Raw genomic sequence first — 23,710 nt, 5'->3', positions numbered from 1 at the left:
TTAGACGGTGGTGCGTGGATTTTTACTTGCCAAATCAAACACTTAGATACTGGTTCCTCACCCCGCGCGGCAGACTGGCGGTTACAAATAACGTGCCAGCAAGGCCTTGTCGAGGGCCCCGTCGAGTTCGATGCGCACGAAGTGGCCGCTGCCGGGCGCCACCTGGATCTCGCTGCCATCGTCGTCGAGCATGCGGGCAATGGTGAAATCGCGGTTGCCACCCGGATGCACGGCCTCGATGCGGTCGCCCACGGCGAAGCGGTTTTTCACTTCCACCCTGGCCCAGCCGTCCGTCACGCCCAGCACGTCGCCCACGTACTGGCTGCGGTCCGCTTCGGACGCGCCGCGCATGTAGTTCTGGTGCGTTTGCGTGTGGTGGCGCTGGTAGAAACCGTCCGTGTAGCCGCGGTTGGCCAGGCCTTGCAGCTGACCTAAGAGACCAATATCGAAGGGGCGGCCCGCCACGGCGTCATCGATGGCCTGGCGGTAGACTTGCGCCGTACGCGCCGCGTAGTACAGCGACTTGGTGCGGCCTTCGACCTTCAGCGAGTCGACGCCGATTTTCACCAGGCGCTCGATGTGCTCGACGGCGCGCAAATCCTTCGAATTCATGATGTAGGTGCCGTGCTCGTCCTCGAGTATCGGCATCAGCTGGCCCGGACGCTGGGCTTCTTCAATAAAATATGGCTGGTCGGCCAGCGGGTGGCGCGGCTGCTGGTGCAGGGCGGAAAACGCGTTGTTGTCGGCTTCGGCCAGCGCCTGGTGAAATTCCAGCGGCACTACCTGCATGCCGCCCAGGTCGCCGCTGGCGTCTTCGGACGCATTTTTCACCTTGTAATCCCAGCGGCAGGAATTCGTGCACGTACCCTGGTTCGGATCACGGTGGTTGAAATAACCGGACAACAGGCAGCGGCCCGAATAGGCGATGCACAGGGCGCCGTGGACGAATACCTCGAGCTCCATTTCCGGGCAGCGCTGGCGGATTTCCTCGATTTCGTCGAGCGACAATTCGCGCGACAGGATCACGCGCGTCAAGCCCATGCGGTGCCAGAATTTGACGTCGGCCCAGTTAACGGCGTTCGCCTGCACCGACAGGTGCACGGGGACGTCCGGCCACTTGTCGCGCACCATCATGATCAGGCCCGGATCGGCCATGATCAGGGCGTCCGGGCGCATGGCGATCACCGGCTCCATGTCGCGCAGATACGTTTTCAGCTTGGCGTTGTGGGCGAAGATATTGCTGGCGACAAAAAATTGCTTGCCGCGCGCATGCGCGCCTTCAATTCCCTCCTGCAAGGCTTGCAAGGTCGAAAAATCATTATTGCGCACACGCAAGCTGTAGCGCGGCTGGCCCGCGTAGACGGCGTCAGCGCCAAAGTCGAAGGCGGCATGCATCTTGGCCAGGGAGCCGGCAGGCAGGAGGAGTTCGGGAGCGTGGCGCATGGAGGAGGGGCAAAGCCGGCGATTGTAAGCGGGCGGCGAGCGCATTGCATTGCCCTGGATCAAGGGATTGCAAGGCGCTGCGCCGTGGCAGCCTAGGCGGCCGGACAGATGTTCTGGTTGGCGCGGAACAGGTTGGCGGGATCGTATTGCTTCTTGATGCGCGCCAGGCGCGGATAGTTCACGCCATACGCGTCGGCCGTGCGCCCGCTTTCATCCTCGGTCAGGAAATTGACGTAGACGCTGCCCGTCGCATACGGTGCGGCGTCGTTGAAGAAGTCGCGAGCCCAGGCGATGCAGCGCGCATCATCGGCCGGCTCGTCCCAGCGCGTGTGCACGTTCATCACGTACAGGGCGTCGCGGTGCGGATAGGCCGTATCCTGCGGCGCCGGCCGGCTCGCCTGCGCGCCCAGCAGGCCGAGGAAGATTTCGCATTGCGGCGTCGGCAGCTTGCCGGCATGGCGGATGACAGTATCGATGGCCGCGTCGCTGAGCTGCGTGAAGTTGTGCGATTTCCAGTAATTGCGCGCGCCCGGCGTGAGCAGGGCATCGAACGCCTGTTGCCAGGCCGTGTACGGCATGCTGCCCAGGTGCATGCCCAGCGGCTGGCCGAAGCTGCCGATGCGCTCGATCGCTTCCTGCATGGCGGCAGATTGCACGGGTGAAAAGACGGGCAGGACCAGCACGTCCTGGCCGTGCACTTCCGGTGGCAGGAAGGGCAGCGGCGGCGCCTTGCGCAAGACGGCCCAGACGGTCAATTCATCGGGCATGCCGTCGACGAAATCGCGGTATTTCGTCAGCACCGCCTTGGCTTGCGCGTAAGGAAACACGATGAGGCCGGCCGTCACTTGCGGCCCCACCGGATGCAGCTGGAATTCGAAGCGCGTGACCACGCCGAAGTTGCCGCCGCCGCCGCGCAAGGCCCAGAACAGGTCGGGATGCTCCGTCGCGCTCGCATGCAGGAATTGTCCGTCGGCCGTGACGACGTCGGCCGCCAGCAGGTTGTCGGCCGCCAGGCCCAGCGTGCGGCTGAGCCAGCCAAAGCCGCCGCCCAGGGCCAGTCCTGCCACGCCCGTGGTGGAATTGATGCCCAGCGGCGTGGCCAGGCCGAACGCTTGCGCCTCGTGGTCGAAGTCGTGCAAGGTGGCCCCGCCTTCGACGTGGGCGCGGCGTTGTTGCGGATCGATATGCACCGAGCGCATGCCGGACAGGTCGATCACCAGGCCATCGTTGCACAGGGCGCTGCCGGCGATATTGTGGCCGCCGCCGCGCACGGCCAGGGGCAGGCCGTGGTCGCGCGCATATGCCAGCGCCGTGCGCACGTCGGCCGTGCCCGCGCAACGCGCGATAAGGGCCGGATGCCGGTCGATCATCGCATTCCAGACGGCGCGCGCGCTGTCGTAGCCGGCGTCGTTCGTTTGTAACAGTTGCCCTCTCAATGAGGCTTGCAACTCATTGAGCTGGCCGTTCGTCAAGGTATTCATCGTGTACCTCCCAGCGGCTGCATGCGGTTATGGGTATGGTGACGGGAAGCAGGAGGACTTTCCCCGCGTGCCGGCCTGCATGCATCGTTTGCCAGCGCGTGGTTTCATGATAGGAAGGCACCAGACGGTACGCAAGCCCAGGTGCTGGCAAATGAAACAAGGAAGTGCGAGGGCTTGCGCTGCGACAGACGATGGGCTGCCTGAACGACGGGGTTGTCGCTTCAGGCGTAGGGCGTGCCCGCCATGGCGGCGTTCAAGCCCGTGTGTCCCCGGTCCACCAGGGACAGGAAGCCGGCCTTGGCCAGTTGCGCGTCGCCATGTTGCGTGAAGGCACGGTGCGCCTCGATGAGGGCGGTGCTCCACGTGGCCAGCAGCAGGCTGGCCGCCAGGTGCGCGAGGGGATCGCTTGCATCGCGCCCCGTGGATTCGGTCAGCGCTTGCGCCACTACTTGCGCCAGTTCGTCGCGGATGGCCCGCGCCCGCGCTTTCAAGGTATCGCTGGCTTCGATGGTGGCAATGAAACCCTGGCCAGCGGCGGAAAAGGTGATGTAGGGACTGTCTTCCAGTACCAGCCGGTGCGCCAGCAGGCGCAGGGTTTCGATGGGCGGGATGGCGGGATCGCGCTGGCGCAAGGCGTCGCGCAGCAGCTCGCGCCCCTCTTCCTCGCGGTCGAAGAACATGTCTTCCTTGCGCGGGAAATGGTTGAACACCGTCATGCGTCCCACGCTGGCCGCCGCCGCGATCTCGTCCACCGTCACCTGCTCGAAGCCGCGCACGAAGAACAGGCGCGTGGCGGCATTCGAGATGGCTTGGCGGGTGGCAAGGCGTTTGCGGGAGCGGAGGTCGGAAGGAATCGTCATGTTGCCACGATCATACACGAAGTGTACTGAGTACAGATAAGGCTTGCTGGCGCGGCAAGGCTGGGCGTACTATTTATGTACTGAGTACATATTTGGATTGAGTATATGAAGGAATCTGTTCCCGTGGCGGCATTGCCCGTCATCTTTACCACTGTCGTGCTCGACGCCGTCGGCATCGGCCTGATCTTTCCCATCCTGCCGGCGCTGCTGCGGGACGTCACGCACGCCGATAACGTGGCGCCGTATATCGGCATCATGACGGCCCTGTATGCGTTGATGCAGTTCATCTTTGCGCCCGTGCTGGGGGCCCTGAGCGACCGCCTGGGGCGGCGCCCCGTGCTGCTGCTTTCGTTGGCGGGCGCGGCCGTCAATTACCTGTTCCTCGCCTTTGCGCCGAGCCTGTGGATGCTGCTGCTGGGGCGTGCCATCGCCGGGTTGACGAGCGCCAACGTTTCCGTGGCCACCGCCTACATCACCGACATTTCTCCCGAGGCGAAGCGGGCGCACCGCTTCGGTTTGCTCAACGCCATGTTCGGCGCAGGCTTCATCATCGGTCCCGTGCTGGGAGGCGCGCTGGGCGATTACGGGCTGCGCCTGCCGTTCATGGCGGCAGCCGTTTTGAATGCCGGTAATTTGCTGCTGGCCTGGCATCTGCTGCCAGAATCACGCCACCCCTCGCGCACGCCGACACGGGGGAAAATCGACCTGGCGGCATTGAACCCTCTGCGCCCGTTGCGCTGGGTTTTCTCGGAGAAAAGCTTGCTGCCGATTACCGTCATCTTCTTTACCTTCAGCGCGGCCGGCGAAGTGTATGGCGTGTGCTGGGCGCTGTGGGGACACGATGCGTTCGCGTGGAACGGGCTGTGGATCGGCCTGTCGCTGGGCGCCTTTGGCGTGTGCCAGGCGCTGGCCCAGGCTTTTCTACCTGGCCCGGCCGTGAAACTGCTGGGCGAGCGCGCCACCATCCTGGCGGGCGTGGCCTGCGCCTGCGTGGCATTGACCGTCATGGCGTTTGCCACGCGCAGCTGGATGATCTTCGCCATCATGCCCGTGTTCGCCTTGGGCGGCATCGGCGCGCCGGCCCTGCAGTCGCTGGCCACGCGCCAGGTGGCCGAGGACCGGCAAGGCCAGTTCCAGGGTGTGCTGGCCTCGGCCGTGAGCCTGGCATCCGTCCTGTGTCCGCTGGTGTTTTCCAGCATCTATTTTGGTGTCAGGGCGTACTGGCCCGGCGCCGTCTGGCTGTCGGTGCTCGTCGTGTACGCGGCACTCGTGCCGCTCGTGCTGGGCTTGCGCTTGCAGAAACCGGCGCAAGCCCTGGCAGGCTAGTGCGCGTGCGAGGCCCCGCTGCTGCCGGCTTGTCCCGTCATGGGCAGATGTTCGGGCGGCATGCCGTCCTTGAACAATTGGCGTAGTTGCTGGCGCAGCTCCGGGGTATCGTGGTGATGGTGTACCGAGACTGCGTGTTCCACAGCAATGCCAAGCAGCTCTTCCTCGCTGTCAGCCGAGATGGCTACCGAGCAATGCGTGTCGCTTGGGAATTCCCTGCAATCGATGTATTTGCGCGTCATGATCGACTCCTTTCTGGAAAGAGCGGGCACCGTACCCGCTCCATTCAGTATAGGCCGCAAAGCAGCCCCGCCTAGGCTGCGCGGCTCTCGCCAGCGGATTCGTCATCAAGACGCTGCACGGCGCCGCCGCCTTGAGCCAGATGCGCCGCATCGGCCGGAAAATCGTCGACCTGGATCAAGCCGTCGACCAGGCGCGCATATTCGAGCAAGGTATTGTGCTCCTGGCAGCTGACCGAGCCTGCGGCCTTGGCCGTTGCCAGCCACTGCTGCATGGCGGACAGGCTTTGCGGCAGGTGCCGCAGGGCTGCGCCTGCGGGCGTGTCTTTCAGGCGTTTTTCGATGTGCAGCACGTCGGCCAGCAGGGCCAGTGCCCGCTCGGCGCAGGCCACGGGATCTGTGTTGTCGTTGGCCACATAACCGTCGGCCAGCAGGCGCTCGCGGTCGGCACCCGGCGTTTGCAGGGCCAGCGCCACTTCGCTGCCCAGCTCGTCGGAAGGCGGGCGATGCGGCAGGCCGAACGGGAACAGCAGGGTGCGCAGCAGCACGGCCAGCACGCGCGCGGGGAAATTGTCGAGTACGCCCGTCAAGCCCTGCTGCGCCTTGACCAGCGCATCTTGCAGCGACCAGTGCACGTAGGGCAGGTCGGCCTCGGGCCGGCCATCGTCCTCGTAGCGCTTCAGCACGGACGAAGCCAGGTACAGCTGCGCCAGCACGTCGCCCAGCCGGGCGGACAGCCGCTCGCGGCGCTTGAGCTCACCGCCGAGCACGAACATCGACATATCCGTCATGACGGCAAACGCCGTCGACAGCCGCGTCAGGGCGCGGTAGTAGGGCGCCAGTGCGGGCGCGCCGGTGTCGGGCGCGGCCGCCAGGCGCGCGCCGCCCAGTCCGTACCATAATCCCCTGGCCAGGTTGCCCAGCACAAAGCCCACGTGGCCAAAGAAGGCAGCGTCGAAATCCCGCAGGGCCTTGCGGCCATCGCTTTCGTTGACGGCGGCCATTTCCCTGAGCACATACGGATGCGCGCGGATGGCGCCCTGGCCGAAGATGATCAGGCTGCGCGTGAGGATGTTGGCCCCTTCGACGGTAATGGCGATGGGGATTTGCTGGTAGGCGCTGGCGAGGAAGTTGTTGGGCCCCACGCAGATGCCCTTGCCGCCGAGAATGTCCATGCCGTCATTGACGAGCGCGCGGCCCCGTTCCGTGACGTGGTATTTGACGATGGCGGAAATGACGGCCGGCTTTTCGCCCAGGTCGACGGCGTGCGCGGCCAGCGTGCGGGCCGCGTCCATCAGGTACAGGTTGGCGCCCATGCGGGCCAGCGCTTCCTGCACCCCTTCGAATTTGCCGATAGCCATGTTGAACTGGCGCCGCACGGCCGCATACGCGCCGGTGCCGCGCACGGCCATCTTGCCCATGCCCACGCTGGACGAGGGCAGCGAAATGGCGCGCCCGGCCGCCAGGCACTCCATCAGCATGCGCCATCCCTTGCCCACTTGCGCCTGGCCGCCGATGACCCAGTCGATGGGGATGAAGACATCGTTGCCCGAGGTGGGGCCGTTCTGGAACGCGGCGTTCAATGGGTGATGGCGGCGGCCGATCACCACGCCGTCGTGGCTGGCGGGGATCAGGGCGCAAGTGATGCCCGGCGTGTCATTCTCGGACAGCAGATGTTCGGGATCACTGGTCTGGAATGCCAGTCCCAGCAAGGTCGCGACGGGCGCCAGGGTGATGTAGCGCTTATTCCAGGTGAGACGGAAACCCAGCGTGGCGCGGCCCTCATGCATGCCCATGCACACGACGCCGAGGTCGGGAATGGCGGCCGCATCGGAACCCGCATACGGGCTGGTGAGGGCAAAACAGGGAATCTCGGTGCCGGCGGCTAATCGCGGCAGATAATGGTTTTTCTGTTCTTCGGTGCCGTAATGCAGCAGCAGCTCGGCCGGCCCCAGCGAATTGGGTACCATCACGGTGACGGCCAGCGCCGAGCAGCGGCTCGACAATTTCATGACCACTTGCGAGTGCATGTAGGCGGAGAATTGCTTGCCGCCGTATTGTTTCGGGATGATCATGCCGAGGAAACCTTGCGCCTTCATGTAGGCCCAGGCCTGGGGCGGCAAGTCCTGCGCCTGCTGCGTTTCCCAGTCGTTGACCAGTTCGCACAGCCGCTCGACGTCATGCTCGAGAAAGTGACGCTCCTCGGTCGTGAGCGAGGCACGTCCATAGTCCAGCAGCTTGGGCCAGTCGGGCCGGCCGGAAAACAGGTCTGCGTCCCACCACGTGGTACCCGCTTCGAGCGCGTCGCGTTCCGTGTCGGACATGGTTGGCAAGATGCGCTTGAACAAGGCCAGCAAGCGCGGGGTGACGAGGGCGCGGCGCACGGGGCCGGGGGCGAACAGTAAAGCCAAGCCCAGCAGGGCTACCATCAGTAGGATCGTCAGCATGCGTATCTCCCTGTGTAATAAGTACAGGGTAGGCCGATTTGGTGAATGTTACTGTGCGGTACAGCGCATACGCACAACGCCAACCGCATGGGTTGGCGTTGTGGTGTATGGCGTGGGGCGTATTAGCGTTGCGGGACGACAATCACCGTGTCGCCCGTCTTGCCTTTGGCGCCGTCGTCGCCCTTGGCGCCATCGTTGCCTTGAACACCATCGTTGCCTTGTGCGCCAGTGGCGCCCTTGGCGCCGTCATATCCGGCGGCACCGCTGTCGCCGGTCTGGCCCGTGGCGCCGGTCGCACCGGTCGCGCCGGCAGGGGCTTCAGCGCCCGTCGCACCCGTAGCGCCGGCAGGACCAGGCGCGCCGGCCGGGCCAGCGATGACTTGCACGACAGGTGGCGCTTCGCGCTGGCAAGCGGTCAAGGCGAGGGTAGAGGCGAGCGCGAGCAATATCAGGGTAGTTTTCATGATGCATCCTTTGGCAGTGTGCCGTGATGTACGGAACGGCTCGACGGCGTCGGGCGCGAGTTTCGCATGGCGGTGTTACGGAGAGAATCTGATCAGGTGGCCGTTGCGCCGTGTCGCGCAGGGCGCTGGCGGCGGGAGGGGGTGTGGTCTGCCTGCAGCATGTGCTCTTGGGCGGCTGCAGTCCGTACGTTTGCGTACATAGCGGCGTGGTGGGGGAGGGTTTGGCAAAGAGAAACAAAAAAGCCAACCCGAAGGTTGGCTTTTTGCTATGTTCTGCTGAATTCTTGGTGGCCCGGGGCGGAATCGAACCACCGACACAAGGATTTTCAATCCTCTGCTCTACCGACTGAGCTACCAGGCCAAGGCGGCGAATTATAGCAGAAAGACTTTCCACCTGACCAGAGCTAGCTGTGTTCAAATGCAACAGATGGCCAAAACATAGTGTTTTGGCATCCTTGTATGAACTGAAGGGATGTGGCGATGCAGCGACGTATTGGAGTGCAAGGCCTGGCGGCGGCGGGCTTGTTCGGCTTGTTGTGCGGCGCGGCGCGGGCCGACGGGCTGGCTGATTTGAATGCGGCGCTGGCGCGCTTGCAGGGCCAGATGCCCATCAAGGCGCAGGTCGAATCGAAATCCTGGCGCCGCGAGGGCGAGGGCAAGGCGGCGGAAGAGGATAGCGGCCAGGCCACTGTCACTGTCGAGGGCGGGCCGGCGGGCTTGCAGGTGCTTTACGGCAAGGACTTGCTGGCGAAAGTGGAAGCCGAGCAGCGCGCCAGGGTGAAGGATCCGAAGGTCAAGACGCCGATCGGCTTTGCGCTGGGGGAAATGAAGGCAACGGAGCTGCGCTCCATGGTGTCGGCGGCCGATGCCCTGTCGCGCGAGATCGAGGAAGCCGTGTTCAGCAGCGAAAAGATGGATAGCTACAAGGGCAAGCCGGCGCGTTTGCTCAGCTTTACCTTGTCGCTTGACAAGGTGCCTGAGAAAGACCGCAAGTATGTGAAGAAGTTCGAAGGCGGCATCGAGGTATGGATCGCCGCGGACGGCACGCCGCTGGCCAGCCATTTCCACTTTGACGTGAGCGGGCGCGCCTTTGTCGTCGTCAGCTTTACGCAGAAGTCGGACGAGACGCGCCAGTATGGCGTCAGCGGCGACCATTTATTGTTGCTGCGCAAGGAGAGCAAGAATGCCACCGCGGGCGCGGGCGAGAAGGTGGAGAGCAAGATCGTCAAGACCTTGCAATTGCAGTCCTGACGTGTTGCAGAAGCACTCAAGCCGCTGATCCAGCGGCTTTGTTTTTTACATGGCGGCGCTGCCGCCCAGGGCGCTCTTTTGCAGCACGCAGCGCCCCGCCTCGCAGGTGGCGCCCGGGTCCGTGACGATGGAGCAGGTCGACATCATGCCGTCCGCTTGCTGCTGTTTGCGGCTCGCCTCGGCTTGCGCCTGGGCCAGTGCCTTGAGTTTCTTGCCGTCATTGCCCTTGCTGGACCAGGCCAGGTAGCGCTCGGGGCCGCCGCAAGCCTTGGCGCCGATGGCGATGGTCTGGCATTGCTGGGTGGAATCGCAGGCGGCTACGCCCACTTCCGCCTGGATTTGCGCCAGCAAGCCGGCATTGCCGGGGGCGGGCGGCGCATCATCTTGCGTGGGCGCGCTGCCGCAGGCGCTGGCGGCCAGCAGCAGGAAGCTGGCGCACGCGGCGCGCAGCAGGGAGTAGGTAGGTGTGTGCATGCCTTTATCATGTGCCACGCTTGCGTAAATGGCAAGCGCGATTCGCACTTGGCGAGAACCTTGACCCTGGTCATTTTCCTTATTAACTAGTCAAAGTTAATATAAATCAACATCCAACCAGCGATGTACGGGTGGCAACCGGGCCGGTGCGCTGCATTCCCGCGCCGGTGCGCGCCGCCGATTCGGGAATGCTTCCAGGAGTTAGATTATGCGCCGCACCCTTTCACCCTTTCTCTTCATCACCAGCCTGGCCCTTGGCGGCGTCCTGCATGCCGCCGACAAGGAGCCGATCCAGCCCATCACTGCCGCCAAGATCGCCAATCCGGCCATGGTCGAATTGGGCAAGAAGCTGTTTTTCGATCCCCGCCTGTCGCGTTCGGGCTTTATTTCCTGCAATAGCTGCCACAACCTGAGCATGGGCGGCACGGACAATATCAAGACCTCGATCGGCCACAACTGGCAGCGCGGGCCCATCAATTCGCCCACGGTGCTCAATTCCAGCATGAACGTGGCGCAATTCTGGGATGGCCGCGCCAAGGATTTGCAGGAACAGGCGGGCGGTCCCATCGCCAATCCCGGCGAAATGGCTTTTACGCACGAGCTGGCCATCGACGTGCTGGCCTCGATTCCCGCCTACCGCGCGGAGTTCCGGCAAGTGTTTGGCCAGGATAAGCTGACCATCGAGCAAGTCACGCGCGCCATCGCCGCCTTTGAAGAGGTGCTGGTGACGCCCGGTTCTCGTTTCGATCAATGGTTGTCGGGCAAGAAAAGCGCACTGACGAAGGACGAACTGGCCGGCTACCAGCTGTTCAAATCGAGCGGCTGCATCGCCTGTCATAACGGCCCGGCCGTGGGCGGCAACACCTTCCAGAAGATGGGCGTGGTGGAACCGTATAAAACGGCGATGACGGCGCAGGGACGCTCGGCCGTGACGGGCAAGGATGCGGACCGCTTCAACTTCAAGGTGCCGACCTTGCGCAACGTGGAACTGACGTATCCCTATTTCCACGATGGCGAAGCGGCGACGTTGACGCAAGCCGTCGACGTGATGGGCCGCCTGCAGCTGGGCCGCACCTTCACGCCCGATGAAAACGCCAAGCTGGTAGCCTTCCTGAAAACCCTGACGGGCAAGCAGCCGCACATCGTGCTGCCGATCCTGCCGCCATCGTCGGACACGACGCCGCGGCCGGTGCCGTTTGACTGAATGAGTCCATGAAAAATGCCCGCATCAAGCGGGCATCGGGGTTTATTTCAATGTTCTCTGGAACAACTGATAGATGCGGCGGTACTCGTCATACCACGCTTCCGGCTGCACGAAGCCGTGGCGCTCCATCGGGTAGCTGGCCATTTCCCAGTTATCCTTTTTTAGTTCGATCAGGCGCTGCGACAGGCGCACGGAATCCTGGTAAAACACGTTGTCGTCGATCATGCCGTGGGCGATCAGGAGGTTGCCCGTCAGCTTGTCCGCGTATTCGATCGGCGACGAGACTTTATAGGCTTGCGGATCGACGTCCGGCGTGTTCAGGATATTTGCCGTGTACTCGTGGTTGTAGGTGGTCCAGTCCGTCACGGGACGCAGCGCGGCGCCCGATTTGAAGATGTCCGGCGCGCGCATCAGGGCCATCAGGCTCATGAAGCCGCCATAGCTGCCGCCATAGATGCCCACGTTCCGGATGTCGCCCTGGTGCTGGGCTGCCAGCCAGTTGGCGCCGTCGATGAAATCTTCCAGTTCCGGGTGGCCCATCTGGCGGTAGATGGCCGTGCGCCAGGCGCTGCCGTAGCCGAGCGAGGCGCGATAGTCGACGTCGAGCACGATGTAGCCCTGTTCCACCAGCAGGTTGTGGAACATCTGCTCGCGGAAGTAGACGGGATAGCGTTCAGTGACGTTTTGCAGGTAGCCGGCGCCATGCGCGAACATGACGATGGGATATTTCTTGCCCGCTTCCAGCTGGGCCGGGCGGTACAGCTTGGCCCAGATCGGCGCCGCGCCATGTGTGGACGGCACTTGCACCAGTTCCGGCATGACCCAGTGGCGCGCCTTGAAGGCCTCGCTGCGGGTATCGGTCAGGATAGTCGCCTTGTCGCCGGCAACGGAAATCGTCGCCAGCTGGGCCGGCATGTAGCTGGTCGAATAGCGCAGCAGCAGCTTGCCGTTATCGGGCGACAGGCCGAAGTTTTCCACGCCTTTCAGATTCGTCACTTCGCGCGCGCCGCCATCCCTTGCCGTGCTGGCGCACACTTCATAGGTGCCGGGCGCCTGCCGGTTGCACATGAAATAGGCATGCTTGCCGTCGCGGCTCCATTCGACGGCGCTCACTTCCCATTTGCCTTGCGTCAATGCGCGTGCCGGGGCCGCGCCTGTCTTCGTGTACAGGTGGGCGTAGCCGCTTTCCTCGGACAGATACCACAGGGTGGTGTTGTCGGGCAGCCAGCCGAATTCGTCGGCGCGGCGGTTGACCCAGGCCGTGTCGCTGATGCGGTGCACGGGCACGAGGGCGGCGTTGGCCAGGTCGACGTTGGCGAGCCAGCCATCCTTGTTGTCGACGGCGCGGATGCGCACGGCCACCTTGCTGCCGTCATCGGTCCAGGCGATGCCGTCGCGCTGGGCGTCGATGCGCACGGCACGGTTGCCTTTCAGGGGCGGCAGCTTCTGTTCGGCGCGCAGACTGGCCAGCGGGTCGGTGGCGATGCCGGGCAGGCTGTCGAAACCGATCTCGCGCACGGTGCCCGTGCGCAGGTCGGCCAGCTTCAGGCTTTGCGCGATCGGCATGTTGCGGCCCACGCGCGTGCGCTCGTCATCGACGTCCGGGTAGCCCGTTTCCGTCACGTAGCGGGCCAGTTTGCCCAGCTTGCCCTTCTCGGCCGCCTTGTCTTGCGTGACGAACAGCAGCCAGCGGCCGTCCGGCGACAGGGCGCTGCCGGAAATGGTGACTTTCTCGCCCAGGTAGATCGGTTCCGGCGCGCGCGTGGCGTCCAGGCGGCGCTCTTCATGGCGGCGTTCGCGGTTCGCGTCGCGGTCTTGCTTCTGGCGTGCCAGGTTGACGATCAGGCGCAGCTGCAGGTCGCGCAGGGCGTCCGCTTCCGGTGTGGCGTCCGGGTCCTTGGCCGCGCGCAGCAGGGCGACGGGGGCGCTCAGACGCTCTGCGCGGCTCCAGCTGAACCAGTCGGTACCGCTGCGGTATTGCACGGCGACGCCGTCGGCGGAATATTGCGGGTCGCTGATGGCCGAGACGCCGCGCGTAATTTGCGTCAAGGCGCCGCTTTTCAGGTCGCGCTCGAACAAGTCGCCGTTGCGCAGCAGGATGGCGCGCGTGCCGGAGCGGTTGACGACCATCTGCTGGCCATCGAGATTGGCCAGCTGCGCATCGTCGACCTTCTTGCCGCTATTTAGTTTGGCGTTTGCGCCTGGCAATTGATACGTGTCGCGCAGGGGCGAGCCGAGGCGTTTTTGCTTGTAGTAGAGCTGGCCATTCCAGCCCCACCATGCCGCTTCGACGGGCGTGCCGATCCAGTCGGGGTCGGCCATGGCCTGGTCTAGCGTGATCGGCGTGGGGGGGATGGTGGATGGGGCCGCATGCGCGGCGGGCAGGGCGGCGGCTATCAGGGTGAGCAGCAGGGGAAGAACCAGACGCATCGGGGATCACTTTAATCAAAGGGGATGGTGAAGGTACAGGCTATGAGGCCGGTATTCTAGCGGAGGAGTTTCGTGCAGGAAATGTCGGAAAGCTAAGCTTGGCGCTGGGCCAGCCAGGCGAGAAAGTCATCGAGCGGCATCGGCCGCGCATACAGGTAGCCCTGCAAGCCGTCGCAATCGTGGGCGACCAGGAAATCGGCCTGCTCCTGCGTTTCCACGCCTTCGGCCACCACGCGCAAGCCCAGGTGGCGCGCCATGGCCAGGATCGCTTGCACGATGGCCGTGTCGCGCGCATCGTGCGGCGTGTCGTCGATGAAGCGCTTGTCGATCTTGAGTTCGTACAGCGGCATCGACGTCAGGTAGGCGAGGCTGGAATAGCCGGTGCCGAAATCGTCGATGGAAAAGCGGATGCCCAGGGCCGCCAGTTCGCGCATGCGCGCCAGCGAGGCGTCGCGCTGGTCGATCAGCAAGCCTTCCGTCAGCTCCAGGATCAGGGCGCCGGCCGGCGTGCCGTGTTCGGCCAGCGCGGCCTGCACGCGGGCGGCAAAATCGGGCTGGCGAAACTGGGCCGGACTCACATTCACGGACAGGGCGACAGGCGACCCGGCCCGCACCAGCATGGCGGCGGCGCGGCACGCTTCGCGCAGGGCCCAGTGGCCCAGCTTGACGATCAGCCCCGATTCCTCGGCGATGGGGATGAAGATGCCGGGAGCGATATGGCCGCCGTCCGCGTGCGGCCAGCGCATCAGCAGTTCGGCGCCCGTCACCCGGCCATGGCGGTCGACCTGCGGCTGCACGTGCATGCATAATTCACCGGCGTTGAGGGCGCGCGCGAGTGTCCTTTCCAGGGTCAGGCGGCGTTCCACGCCCGCCTGCATGGCCGCTTCAAAGAAGGCGATGCCGTTGCGTCCTTCCGCCTTGGCCCGGTACATGGCGATGTCCGCTTCGCGCAGCAGGTCGTGCGCCTGCTGGCCCGCTTTCGGCAGCAGGGTCACGCCGATGCTGGCGCTGCAATGATAGGACTGCCCTTCGATCTCGAAGTCGCGCGCGATGGCGGCGCGGATTTTCTCGGCTACCTGGGCCGCCGCGCGGGCGGCGTTGTGCAGGTCATCGGCCAGGTGCGCCAGCAGCACGACGAATTCGTCGCCGCCGATGCGCGCCACCGTGTCGGCCTTGCGCATCAGCTGCGCCAGCCGTTCGCCGGCCAGGCGCAGCAGCGCGTCGCCGGTGGCGTGGCCGCGCGCGTCGTTGATGTGCTTGAAGTGGTCGAGGTCGATGAACATCAGCGCACTGATGGTATGGCCGCGCGGCGCGGCGGCCAGCAGGTGGCCGATGCGGTCCATCAGCAGGCGCCGGTTGGGCAGGCCCGTGAGCACGTCGTAGAAGGCCAGGCGGTGGATGTCCGCTTCGGATTTCTTGCGCTCGTCGATTTCGCGCTCGACGGCCACCCAGTGCGTCTGCCTGCCGTCCGCATCCGTGAACGGCACCAGTTCCGCTTCGACCCAGTACGCCTTGCCGGCCTTGTTGTAATTGAGCAATTCCGCGCGTGCCGGCTGGGCGCGGGCCATGGCGGCGGCGATGCGCGCCAGTTCGCCCGCATCGGTGGCGGGGCCTTGCTGGAACAGCAGGCTACGGCCCAGCACCTCGGCGCGCGCATAGCCGCTGCTGCGCTCGAAGGCGTCGTTGACGAAGATGATGCGCGTGGCCGGCGCCGCACCCGCGCCTGGCGGGGCATCGGCCACTTCGGCGAGCATCACCATGTCGTTCAGGCGGGCCAGCGCCGTGGCCGTCAGGCGCAGATCGGCGTTCAGCTGCGACAGGGCCTGGCTGCTGCGTTCCAGGTGGCGCAGCAGGAAAGCGCAGGAGAGGGTCAGCACGGCGGCGATGAACAGGAAGTTCAGGGCCACGATCAGCGCGCGCAGCACGGGGGAGTCGGGCACGCCGCGCAATTGCAGCTCCACGTCGGGATGCAGGCCGAGGAAAAAAATGGTCAGCGAAGTCAGGGCCAGGGTCGACAAGGCTGGCCGCATCCCCAGCAGCAGGGCCGCCAGCACGGGCATGAGCATCATGTAGATCTGGCTGACGGGGCCGATTTTCAGCAGCAGGCCCACGCCCACCAGGTAGGCGACGATCAGGAATTGCCACACGCGCCAGCGGTAGGGCATGGCGCGCAGATGCCAGATGAGGCCGACCCAGCCGATGGCCAGCACGTCGAGGGCGACTATGGACCAGATAGCTTCGCGCGCCGCCAGCAGGGCGCTGGGAATGGCAGTGACGATGCCAAGCAGCAGCACCGCCTGCAGCAAGCGCGCAAAAATCTGTCCGCGCCAGTGCGCGAGATCGTTTGACGCGGCCACGCTGCCGTCCTTTCCCCAAGGAGCTGTGCTGCCGAGCTGAGCAGTATGGTAAAAATATTACGCGGTATCGTTCTGCATGTCATCTTGATCATTCGATATGATTGACTGCGCGACCACCCGCAGGGCGCATCGGGCCGTCTATTCCTTTTCCGCCGTGGGCCAGTAGTGGCTATCTGGCGTGTCCCGTGCGCCGAAGATGGCCTGGCCGACCCGCACGACGGTGGCGCCTTCTTCAATGGCGATTTCATAGTCGCCGGACATGCCCATCGACAGCTCGTCGAGGCCGATGCCATCGGGAACATCCTGGCGCAGCCGGTCGCGCAATGTGCGCAGCAGAACGAAGCAGCGGCGCACGCGCACGGCTTCCGCCGACAACAGCGCCAATGTCATGAGTCCGCGTACCCGCAGCGCCGGGAAGGCGGGCAGCTCGCGCAGGAAAGCGGCCACCTCGTCCGGCGGCAAGCCGTACTTGCTGGCTTCTCCCGATGTGTTCACTTGCACGAACACATCGAGCCCTCGTCCTGCCGCTTGCAGGCGCCGTTCCAGCGCCTCGGCCACGCGCAGGCTGTCGAGAGCCTGGAATTCGCTGGCAAAGCGCGCCACCAGCTTGGCCTTGTTGGTCTGCAAATGGCCGATCACCGACCATTGCAGATCGCCCAGGTCCGCCATCGCTTCCCACTTGCGGCCTGCCTCCTGCGGCTTGTTTTCTCCCAGCATGCGGCAACCCGCGGCATAGGCCAGGCGCAGGCTCGCCTCGGGCTTGGTCTTGCTGACGGGCAGCAGGCGCACGCCGGCCGGATCGCGGCCGACCCGCTGGCATGCGGCGGCCATGCGCGCGTGCACGGCGGCCAGATTGCGGCGGAAGTCGTCCACCGACACGGCTTGCGGCCAGCGCCCATGCTGCGCGTGCATGGTCGCAGTGAGCTGGGGATTGTCATTGTTCATGTGTCAGCCTTGTGTCAGCTTTATGAGCAGCAGGAGTCGCCGCAGTGATGTATGATTGTCCTATGCCAAAATATATCATGTCTGAGACTATCATGAGGATTGCAGGGAAAACCGCTGGGGAGCTGTTCGACAGCATCCGCGCGCTGACGCAGGCGGGCGAACTGGCGCCGGGCCAGGAGTTGCCGACCGTGCGCGAGCTGGCCGCGACCTTGGGCGTCAACCGCAATACCGTGTCGCTGGCGTACAAGCGCCTGGTGACGGCCGGGATCGCGGTCACGCAAGGGCGCCTGGGCACGGCCATCCGCGCACAGCGCGATCCCGGCGAGCAGGAAGGCCTGCTGCCCGGCTCGCCGCTGGCCGACCTGGGCGGCGGCAATCCTAACCTTGCCTGGCTGCCCGATGTCGGCGCGGCCCTGGCGCGCAAGCCATACCGCCCGCGCCTGTATGGCGAAGCCACGCTGGATCCGGAGCTGGAAGCCCTGGCGCGGCGCTGGATGGCCGGCGATTGCCCTGAGGGCCACGACATCACCCTGACGAATGGGGCGGTCGATGCGGTGGAGCGCCTGCTGGCCGCGTATCTGGTCGCGGGCGACAAGGTGGCCGTGGAAGACCCGTGCTTCGTCAGCAGCATCAACACCTTGCGCATCGCCGGGCTGCACGCCGTTGGCGTGGCTGTCGATGCCGAGGGCATGCAGGCCGAGGCGCTGGAACGGGCGCTGGCGCAAGGCGCGCAAGCCGTCATCGTGACGCCGCGTGCGCACAATCCGACCGGATGCAGCCTGAGCGCTGCGCGCGCGGACCAGCTGCGCGCGGTGCTGGCCGCTTACCCGCACGTGCTGGTCATCATCGACGACCATTTCTCGCTGCTGTCCGTCGCCAGCTACCAGGACGTGATTCCCCATGCGGCCCGGCGCTGGGCGCTGATCCGTTCGGTATCGAAGATCTTCGGCCCCGACCTGCGCCTGGCCGTTGTCGCCAGCGACGGGCAGACCGCCCAGCGCCTGCGCCTGCGCCTGGCGCCCGGCACGAACTGGGTCAGCCATCTCTTGCAGGATGCCGTGAGCGCCTGCCTGTCGTCACCCGAAGTGTCCGCGCAGGTGGTCCTGGCCCGTGCCGACTATGCGCGCCGCCGTGGCATCCTGGCCGATGCGCTGGCGGCGCAAGGCCTGGTTAGCGCCAGTCCTGCCGATGGACTGAACCTGTGGCTGCCGCTGCCGGGCGGTAGCCAGGCGGCCGTGCTGGCGCTGGCCCGGCATGGCTGGCTGGTGCGCGGCGGCGAAGCCTTCGGTGTGCAGGCGCCGGCGCAGGGATTGCGGATCACCGTATCGACCATGGACGCAGCGCGTGCGCAGTCGTTCGCCGGCGTGCTGGCCCAGGTGCTGGGCCGGCCATAGTTTTTTAATTCCTCGCCACAGAAAGGGAACATCATGAAAGTCCATTTCATCGTGCATGAAGCGTTCGAGGCGCCTGGCGCCTACGAGACATGGGTACGCGAGCGCGGCTACGCGGCCACGTATTCCCGCGTCCACGCCCATGACCCGCTGCCCCCATCCATCGCGGATATCGACCTGCTGGTCGTCATGGGCGGACCGCAGTCGCCGTCGACGACACGCGAGGAATGCCCGCATTTCGACGCCGCCGCCGAACAAGCCTTGATCGCCGCATGTGCCGCCGCGGGCAAGGCGGTCGTCGGCGTCTGCCTGGGGGCGCAGCTGATCGGCGCGGCCCTGGGAGCGCGCCATGCGCACAGCCCTGAAAAGGAGATCGGCAAGTTCCCCGTCATGCTGACGCGAGAAGGACAGGCGAACGACAAGTTCGCCCATTTCGGCGATGTCCTGGAGACCGGACATTGGCATAGCGACATGCCGGGCCTGACTGACAGCGCGAAGGTCATCGCCCACAGCGAAGGCTGCCCCCGCCAGATCGTCGAATACGGCAATCTGGTGTACGGATTCCAGTGCCATATGGAGTTCACGCCGGAGGTGGTCGACCTGCTGATCGCCGCTTCAGAAACGGAACTGGCCACGCTGGAGTCGCACCGCTTCGTGCAGCCGCCAGCGACCCTGCGCGCCCACGACTGGCAGGCCATGAACGGCAAGCTGTTCGGTTTCCTTGACCAGCTCATGCAGGCCTACGCATCGCCATGAAAAAAACGCCAGCATGATGCTGGCGTTGTGGGGCAAGCAGACGAGGCGCTTATTTTTTCGGCGCGCTCAGGCATTCCTTCATGAAAGCCTTGCGGGCATCGCCCTTCATGTCCTTGGCGTCGACATTGCATGCCTTCATCTTGTTTTGCTGCGTCATGGCCGGCGCCGGCTTGGCGCTCAGGCATTCCTTCATGAACGCCTTGCGCTCATCGCCTTTCTTGCCGGCGGCGTCCGCATTGCAGGTCGTCATTTTTGACTGTTGGGCCGTCTTGGCGACAGGCGCCGCTTCCGGCGCGGCGGCAAAGGCGGTGCTGGCAAACGCGGCGGCGATGCAGAGGGCGAATAATTGTTTCATGGCAAATCCTTGTAGACGCAGTCAGTGGAAGGGGACGTGCAACCGGCAGGCAATGCCGATATGCAGAACGTAACTAACTATATGACATTTATCAACAAAATTTGCAATCGAGTGTGTCTTTTTGTTACTGGCCGGCGCCAGGAACCTGCCGGCTGCCCCGGGCAGCCATCTTGCGGCGGCAGCTCCCCTGTTTTTTGCTATGCTAGCGACTTTCCACCGGTCGATGCCGCTGCCTTGGCCGGCGCACCCTCAATACGGAGTAGTTATGGTCTCGTTGCAAGAGCAGTTTTTAAAGGCCGGCCTGGTCGACAAGAAGAAGGTCAAGCTGGCCAACCAGGACAAGAGCAAGCAAAAAAAGGACGAGCGCAAGAGCGGCACGCAAAGCGTCGACGAAGTGCGCCTGGCCGCGCTCGAGACCCAGCGCAAGAATGCGGAACGCGCGCGCGAACTGAACGCCCAGCGCGACGCGGCCGCCAACCAGAAGGCCATCGTGGCGCAGATCGCGCAAATGGTGCAAAAGAACCGCCAGAGCAAGGGCAACAACGGCGACGTGCCGTACAACTTTACATTTAATAACAAGATCGAGCGCATCTACGTGACGGCGGCCGTGCAGGCCCACCTGGTGGCGGGCCGCCTGGTGATCATCTGCCTGGGCGGCGCCGTGGAACTGGTGCCGCGCATCATCGCCGACAAGATCGCCGAACGCGACCCCGCCATCGTCGTGCGCGTCAAACAGGCCAGCACGGAAGTGGACGAGGACGATCCGTATGCGGCGTTCCAGATTCCCGATGATTTGATGTGGTAAGAGGGGGCTTGCCCGGCGCTGACGGCGCCGGGGAGTAGTTGCGGGCCGGAAGCGGCCCGTTTTTGTTTGTGGCGCATACACGGCGCCACAAACAAAAACGCCACCCGAAGGTGGCGTTTTTGAATGTAAAACGAATTCTTGGTGGCCCGGGGCGGAATCGAACCACCGACACAAGGATTTTCAATCCTCTGCTCTACCGACTGAGCTACCAGGCCAAGGTGGCGAATTATAGCAGACCAAAACGGGAATGCAAGAGCCGGCTGTGACTTTTCCCCGATTTTCTGCATAGGCAACACCTTACTTGCTTGCGAGGCAAATATGATTTGATATAAACGGTATTTTTCTCAACAAAGGATGGGCGCATAGTGTGGTCATCGTTACTGACTTGAGAGGATTACCGCATGAACGCCACCACCCATCACACCGCCATCCCTGAAATCGGCCTGGGCACTTTCCGCCTGCAGGGACAGGTCGTCATCGATTCCGTCGCCACGGGCCTGGACGTCGGCTACCGCCATATCGACACGGCGCAAATCTACGGCAATGAAGCCGAAGTGGGCCAGGCCATCGCCGCCAGCCCCGTCCCGCGCGACGAGCTGTTCGTCACCACCAAGATCTGGATCGAGAGCTTGCGGCGCGACAAACTCATTCCCAGCTTGAAAGACAGCCTGCACAAGCTGCAACTGGAGCAGCTGGATTTAACGCTGATCCACTGGCCGTCGCCGCAGGACGCGATTCCCGTCGCCGAATACATGGCGGCGCTGGCGGAGGCCAAGGAGCAGGGGCTGACCAAGGCCATCGGCGTATCGAATTTCACGAATGCGCAGCTGCAGCAAGCCATCGATACGGTGGGTGCGGCGGAAATCGCCACGCAGCAGATCGAGATCCACCCGTTCCTGCAAAACCGCCAGGTCATCGATTTTGTGCGCAGCCAGGGCATCCACATCACGGCCTACATGCCGCTCGCGTATGGCAAGGTGATGGCGGACCCCGTGATCGCCGCCATCGCCGCGAAGCACGGCGTGACGCCGGCGCAAGTGGCCTTGAGCTGGTCGCTGCAGCAGGGCTTTGCCGTGATCCCCTCGTCGACGAAACGTGCCAACCTGGAAGCGAACCTGCATTTCCAGCGCATCACCCTGTCGCCGGACGAGATGGCGCAGATGGCGACCCTGGAACGGGGCGAACGCCTGGCCAACCCGGACGGCCTGGCGCCGCAGTGGGATTGAGATGGGCGCCATGACAAAGCTGGGGCAGGGCGGTTTCAGCATCGGCCTGGAACTGCCGCTCGATAATGACTGGTCGTCCACGGGGCGCCAGGCGAATGCGGCGTCCGGCCGCGTGCCGGGCGAACCGGACCTGAAACAGCATGCGGCACTGGCGAAGCTGGCCGACCGCCTCGGTTTCAGGGCCCTGTGGCTGCGCGACGTGCCTTTGTACGACCCGTCGTTCGGCGACGCGGCCCAGGTCTTCGAGGTATTTACCTACCTGGGCTACCTGGCCGGCATCACCGGGAACATCTTGCTGGGCACGGCCGCCGTGGTGCTGCCGCTGCGCGAGCCCGTGCTGACGCTAAAAGCGGCGGCCAGCGTGGACCAGTTGAGTGGCGGGCGTTTGCTGCTGGGCGTGGCCAGCGGTGACCGGCCCGTCGAGTATCCCGTGTTTGGCCGCGATTTCGAGCAGCGCGGCGCCGCCTTCCGCGAGCAGGTCGCCATGCTGCGCGACTGGGGCGAGACGCGTCTGCCGCCCGGCATCCGTTTGCTGCCCAAGCCAGCCGCGCCCTTGCCCCTGCTGGTGGCGGGCCTGGCGCAGCAGTCGCCCGCGTGGATCGGCGCGCAGATGGATGGCTGGCTCGCCTATCCTGGCACGCCGGACGACCATGCGCGGCGCTCGGCGCAATGGCGCGCCGTGGCTGGCGATGACAAGCCGTATGTCAGCTTCATCCACCTGGACCTGGACGAGGATCCGAACCTGCCGCTGCAGCGTTTTCGTTTCGGCGGCCGCACGGGGCGCCATGGCCTGATTGCGGAACTGCACGCCATGCGCGCGGCCGGCGTGCGGCATATCGGCTTGCAGCTGCGGCAGAACCGCCGCCCGCTGGCCGAGACGATGCAGGAGATCGCGGACCATGTGCTGCCCGTCTTTCATGGCGCCGCTTGATCTGGGGCACGTGTCCTGTACTTCCGGACTATCTGAAAAGGGTGGGGCAAACGCTATAATGGCCGCATGAACAGTCCCACTCCCCCTACCATGCGGCGCTTCATGCATAGCCACAGCGACGTTTGCATCGTCGGCAATGGCGCCATCGCGAAAACCACGGCGCTGGCGTTTGCCCAGGCAGGACAAAGCGTCACCCTGTTATCCCCGGTGAGCGCGCCCGCCCCCGCTTCGGCTGCCAAGCCGGTCGAAGCCAGCTGGGACGTGCGCGTGTATGCGCTCAATCATACGGCGCACCAGTTGCTGTCGTCGCTGAAGGTATGGGGTGCTTTGGCGCCCGACAGGGTGGCGCCCGTTGACGCCATGCTGGTCAACGGCGACGGCGCGCAGGCGGGCGGACTCGGTTTCGACGCCTACGGCGCCCATGTGGGCACGCTGGCTTGGATCATCGAAGACCGCAACCTGGGCCAGGCGCTGGATGCCGCCCTCAAGTTCGCACCGAATGTCAGCGTGCTGCAGGGCCGTGCCAGCCGCCTGGAATGGACGAATGATTCGGCCATCGTGCACCTCGATGGCGGCGACACCATCACTTGCGCATTGGTAGTGGGCGCGGATGGCGCCCAATCGTGGGTGCGGGGCCAGTGCGATATCGGCCTCGATTACCGCGCGTATGGCCAGCGCGGCGTGGTCAGCAACTTCGCCTGCGAAAAGCCGCACCATGGCGCGGCCCACCAGTGGTTCACGGGCAGCGAAGGCATCGTCGCCCTGCTGCCGCTGCCGGGTGACCGCGTTTCGCTGGTCTGGTCGGCGCCCGATGCGCTGGCCGATACCTTGATGGCCGAATCGGCCGATGCCCTGGCCGCGCGCCTGGCCGCCTATTGCCACGACAAACTGGGCAAACTCACGCCGCTGCAGCCGGAACTGGTGCGCGCCTTCCCATTGACCCTGATGCGTCCGCACGCCATGGTGGCGCCGCGCGTGGCCCTGGTGGGTGACGCCGCCCACGTGGTGCATCCGATGGCGGGCCACGGCATGAACCTCGGTTTTGCCGACGTGGCGCAGCTGGTCAATACGATCAGCGAACGCGAAGCGCACCGCGGCATCGGCGACGAACGCGTGCTGGCCCGCTATGCGCGCGCGCGCAAGGAAGACGTGCTGTTGATGCAGCTGGCGACCGATGGCCTGGCGCGATTATTTGGCGCCGATCTGGAACCGTTGCGCGTGGTTCGCAATTTGGGATTAAACTTACTGGATAAATTGCCGGCCCTGAAGCGGAAAATGATTGCGCACGCATTGGGACAACAGTAAATATCAGCGAATCTTAAGAT

General features: G+C 64.6%; 20 protein-coding genes and 2 tRNA genes. 9 read left to right on the top strand and 13 right to left on the bottom strand.

All coding sequences use genetic code 11. The features are described 5' to 3' along the window. Positions 1–81 precede the first annotated feature (81 nt). The 3 genes from trhP to IGS58_RS25045 form a co-directional block, all read right to left on the bottom strand. Positions 82–1,443 (bottom strand): prephenate-dependent tRNA uridine(34) hydroxylase TrhP, encoded by a 1,362-nt coding sequence (gene trhP, locus IGS58_RS25055; protein WP_070259858.1) that lies wholly within the window; start codon positions 1,441–1,443, stop codon positions 82–84. 92 nt (positions 1,444–1,535) lie between these two features. Next, the gene (locus IGS58_RS25050; protein WP_230522982.1) at positions 1,536–2,924 is read right to left on the bottom strand and encodes an FAD-binding oxidoreductase; all 1,389 of its coding nucleotides are present in this window, start codon (positions 2,922–2,924) and stop codon (positions 1,536–1,538) included. Positions 2,925–3,145: 221 nt separating this feature from the next. Further along, the gene (locus IGS58_RS25045) at positions 3,146–3,784 is read right to left on the bottom strand and encodes a TetR/AcrR family transcriptional regulator (protein ID WP_070259856.1); all 639 of its coding nucleotides are present in this window, start codon (positions 3,782–3,784) and stop codon (positions 3,146–3,148) included. A 105-nt stretch (positions 3,785–3,889) separates the two neighbouring features. On the opposite strand from IGS58_RS25045, the gene IGS58_RS25040 reads away from it, so the two are divergent. Then, positions 3,890–5,110, top strand: a complete 1,221-nt coding sequence (locus tag IGS58_RS25040; RefSeq protein WP_230522981.1) for a TCR/Tet family MFS transporter — start codon at positions 3,890–3,892, stop codon at positions 5,108–5,110. Here IGS58_RS25040 and IGS58_RS25035 read toward each other — a convergent pair. The 4 genes from IGS58_RS25035 to IGS58_RS25020 form a co-directional block, all read right to left on the bottom strand. Beyond that, positions 5,107–5,352 carry a DUF1059 domain-containing protein gene (locus tag IGS58_RS25035; RefSeq protein ID WP_070282880.1) on the bottom strand — a complete coding sequence of 82 codons (246 nt, stop codon included), beginning with the start codon at positions 5,350–5,352 and terminating at the stop codon, positions 5,107–5,109. The genes IGS58_RS25040 and IGS58_RS25035 overlap by 4 nt on opposite strands. Positions 5,353–5,423: 71 nt before the next feature. Next, positions 5,424–7,796, bottom strand: coding sequence for an acyl-CoA dehydrogenase (locus tag IGS58_RS25030; protein ID WP_230522980.1), 2,373 nt, complete (start codon positions 7,794–7,796; stop codon positions 5,424–5,426). Between the two features lie 122 nt (positions 7,797–7,918). Then, complete coding sequence (locus tag IGS58_RS25025; protein WP_070259850.1) at positions 7,919–8,260, bottom strand: hypothetical protein; 342 nt, start codon at positions 8,258–8,260, stop codon at positions 7,919–7,921. A gap of 285 nt (positions 8,261–8,545) precedes the next feature. Continuing rightward, positions 8,546–8,621 (bottom strand) — tRNA-Phe (locus IGS58_RS25020). Between the two features lie 119 nt (positions 8,622–8,740). Between IGS58_RS25020 and IGS58_RS25015 the strand changes: the two genes are divergently transcribed. Next, positions 8,741–9,511, top strand: coding sequence for a hypothetical protein (locus IGS58_RS25015; protein ID WP_230522979.1), 771 nt, complete (start codon positions 8,741–8,743; stop codon positions 9,509–9,511). 45 nt (positions 9,512–9,556) lie between these two features. Here the strand turns inward: IGS58_RS25015 and IGS58_RS25010 are convergent, their stop codons facing one another. Beyond that, positions 9,557–9,985 (bottom strand): hypothetical protein, encoded by a 429-nt coding sequence (locus IGS58_RS25010; RefSeq protein ID WP_070259846.1) that lies wholly within the window; start codon positions 9,983–9,985, stop codon positions 9,557–9,559. A gap of 208 nt (positions 9,986–10,193) precedes the next feature. On the opposite strand from IGS58_RS25010, the gene IGS58_RS25005 reads away from it, so the two are divergent. Then, positions 10,194–11,189, top strand: coding sequence for a cytochrome-c peroxidase (locus tag IGS58_RS25005; protein WP_034784396.1), 996 nt, complete (start codon positions 10,194–10,196; stop codon positions 11,187–11,189). Between the two features lie 42 nt (positions 11,190–11,231). Here the strand turns inward: IGS58_RS25005 and IGS58_RS25000 are convergent, their stop codons facing one another. The 3 genes from IGS58_RS25000 to IGS58_RS24990 form a co-directional block, all read right to left on the bottom strand. Next, entirely contained in the window at positions 11,232–13,619 is a 2,388-nt protein-coding gene (locus tag IGS58_RS25000; protein ID WP_230522978.1) for a S9 family peptidase, read from the bottom strand. A gap of 92 nt (positions 13,620–13,711) precedes the next feature. Then, a complete protein-coding gene (locus tag IGS58_RS24995; protein ID WP_230522977.1) occupies positions 13,712–15,976 on the bottom strand; it encodes a putative bifunctional diguanylate cyclase/phosphodiesterase in 2,265 nt (754 codons plus the stop codon). 138 nt (positions 15,977–16,114) lie between these two features. Further along, positions 16,115–16,921, bottom strand: coding sequence for a YggS family pyridoxal phosphate-dependent enzyme (locus IGS58_RS24990; protein ID WP_230522976.1), 807 nt, complete (start codon positions 16,919–16,921; stop codon positions 16,115–16,117). A gap of 92 nt (positions 16,922–17,013) precedes the next feature. Between IGS58_RS24990 and ptsJ the strand changes: the two genes are divergently transcribed. Together ptsJ and IGS58_RS24980 are read left to right on the top strand one after the other, a co-directional pair. Continuing rightward, positions 17,014–18,315 (top strand): MocR-like B6 salvage transcription factor PtsJ, encoded by a 1,302-nt coding sequence (gene ptsJ / locus IGS58_RS24985; RefSeq protein WP_230522975.1) that lies wholly within the window; start codon positions 17,014–17,016, stop codon positions 18,313–18,315. A 33-nt stretch (positions 18,316–18,348) separates the two neighbouring features. Then, positions 18,349–19,068 carry a glutamine amidotransferase-related protein gene (locus IGS58_RS24980; protein WP_230522974.1) on the top strand — a complete coding sequence of 240 codons (720 nt, stop codon included), beginning with the start codon at positions 18,349–18,351 and terminating at the stop codon, positions 19,066–19,068. Positions 19,069–19,117: 49 nt separating this feature from the next. On the opposite strand, the gene IGS58_RS24975 is transcribed toward IGS58_RS24980, so the two are convergent. Further along, positions 19,118–19,423 carry a PsiF family protein gene (locus IGS58_RS24975; RefSeq protein ID WP_211552105.1) on the bottom strand — a complete coding sequence of 102 codons (306 nt, stop codon included), beginning with the start codon at positions 19,421–19,423 and terminating at the stop codon, positions 19,118–19,120. A gap of 265 nt (positions 19,424–19,688) precedes the next feature. Between IGS58_RS24975 and IGS58_RS24970 the strand changes: the two genes are divergently transcribed. Continuing rightward, on the top strand, positions 19,689–20,228 hold the full coding sequence (locus IGS58_RS24970) for a DUF2058 domain-containing protein (protein WP_034784389.1): 540 nt from the start codon (positions 19,689–19,691) through the stop codon (positions 20,226–20,228). Positions 20,229–20,367: 139 nt separating this feature from the next. On the opposite strand, the gene IGS58_RS24965 is transcribed toward IGS58_RS24970, so the two are convergent. Continuing rightward, positions 20,368–20,443: transfer RNA gene (locus tag IGS58_RS24965), tRNA-Phe, on the bottom strand. Positions 20,444–20,629: 186 nt separating this feature from the next. Here IGS58_RS24965 and dkgB point away from each other — a divergent pair. The 3 genes from dkgB (at position 20,630) to IGS58_RS24950 (ending at position 23,690) form a co-directional block, all read left to right on the top strand. After that, entirely contained in the window at positions 20,630–21,454 is an 825-nt protein-coding gene (dkgB, locus tag IGS58_RS24960) for a 2,5-didehydrogluconate reductase DkgB (protein ID WP_230522973.1), read from the top strand. Position 21,455: 1 nt separating this feature from the next. Next, entirely contained in the window at positions 21,456–22,385 is a 930-nt protein-coding gene (locus tag IGS58_RS24955) for an LLM class oxidoreductase (protein WP_230522972.1), read from the top strand. Between the two features lie 66 nt (positions 22,386–22,451). Beyond that, positions 22,452–23,690: an FAD-dependent monooxygenase gene (locus IGS58_RS24950; RefSeq protein WP_230522971.1), complete on the top strand. Its 1,239-nt coding sequence runs from the start codon at positions 22,452–22,454 to the stop codon at positions 23,688–23,690. Positions 23,691–23,710: the final 20 nt, after the last annotated feature.

Source organism: Janthinobacterium sp. EB271-G4-7A, assembly GCF_020858075.1.
Classification (GTDB): domain Bacteria; phylum Pseudomonadota; class Gammaproteobacteria; order Burkholderiales; family Burkholderiaceae_D; genus Janthinobacterium; species Janthinobacterium lividum.
The sequence above is the reverse complement of the archived record's forward strand: the minus strand, read 5'-3'. Positions and strand labels throughout refer to the sequence as shown.

Excerpts from the sequence above, each read along its gene's own strand:
- IGS58_RS25005 (WP_034784396.1), top strand. The coding sequence starts at position 10,194 with ATGCGCCGCACCCTTTCACCCTTTCTCTTCATCACCAGCCTGGCCCTT.
- IGS58_RS24955 (WP_230522972.1), top strand. The coding sequence starts at position 21,456 with ATGGGCGCCATGACAAAGCTGGGGCAGGGCGGTTTCAGCATCGGCCTG.
- dkgB (WP_230522973.1), top strand. The coding sequence starts at position 20,630 with ATGAACGCCACCACCCATCACACCGCCATCCCTGAAATCGGCCTGGGC.
- ptsJ (WP_230522975.1), top strand. The coding sequence starts at position 17,014 with ATGAGGATTGCAGGGAAAACCGCTGGGGAGCTGTTCGACAGCATCCGC.
- IGS58_RS25030 (WP_230522980.1), bottom strand. The coding sequence starts at position 7,796 with ATGCTGACGATCCTACTGATGGTAGCCCTGCTGGGCTTGGCTTTACTG.
- IGS58_RS24980 (WP_230522974.1), top strand. The coding sequence starts at position 18,349 with ATGAAAGTCCATTTCATCGTGCATGAAGCGTTCGAGGCGCCTGGCGCC.
- IGS58_RS25010 (WP_070259846.1), bottom strand. The coding sequence starts at position 9,985 with ATGCACACACCTACCTACTCCCTGCTGCGCGCCGCGTGCGCCAGCTTC.
- IGS58_RS25000 (WP_230522978.1), bottom strand. The coding sequence starts at position 13,619 with ATGCGTCTGGTTCTTCCCCTGCTGCTCACCCTGATAGCCGCCGCCCTG.
- trhP (WP_070259858.1), bottom strand. The coding sequence starts at position 1,443 with ATGCGCCACGCTCCCGAACTCCTCCTGCCTGCCGGCTCCCTGGCCAAG.
- IGS58_RS25050 (WP_230522982.1), bottom strand. The coding sequence starts at position 2,924 with ATGAATACCTTGACGAACGGCCAGCTCAATGAGTTGCAAGCCTCATTG.
- IGS58_RS24975 (WP_211552105.1), bottom strand. The coding sequence starts at position 19,423 with ATGAAACAATTATTCGCCCTCTGCATCGCCGCCGCGTTTGCCAGCACC.
- IGS58_RS25045 (WP_070259856.1), bottom strand. The coding sequence starts at position 3,784 with ATGACGATTCCTTCCGACCTCCGCTCCCGCAAACGCCTTGCCACCCGC.
- IGS58_RS25015 (WP_230522979.1), top strand. The coding sequence starts at position 8,741 with ATGCAGCGACGTATTGGAGTGCAAGGCCTGGCGGCGGCGGGCTTGTTC.
- IGS58_RS25025 (WP_070259850.1), bottom strand. The coding sequence starts at position 8,260 with ATGAAAACTACCCTGATATTGCTCGCGCTCGCCTCTACCCTCGCCTTG.
- IGS58_RS25035 (WP_070282880.1), bottom strand. The coding sequence starts at position 5,352 with ATGACGCGCAAATACATCGATTGCAGGGAATTCCCAAGCGACACGCAT.
- IGS58_RS25040 (WP_230522981.1), top strand. The coding sequence starts at position 3,890 with ATGAAGGAATCTGTTCCCGTGGCGGCATTGCCCGTCATCTTTACCACT.
- IGS58_RS24970 (WP_034784389.1), top strand. The coding sequence starts at position 19,689 with ATGGTCTCGTTGCAAGAGCAGTTTTTAAAGGCCGGCCTGGTCGACAAG.
- IGS58_RS24990 (WP_230522976.1), bottom strand. The coding sequence starts at position 16,921 with ATGAACAATGACAATCCCCAGCTCACTGCGACCATGCACGCGCAGCAT.
- IGS58_RS24950 (WP_230522971.1), top strand. The coding sequence starts at position 22,452 with ATGAACAGTCCCACTCCCCCTACCATGCGGCGCTTCATGCATAGCCAC.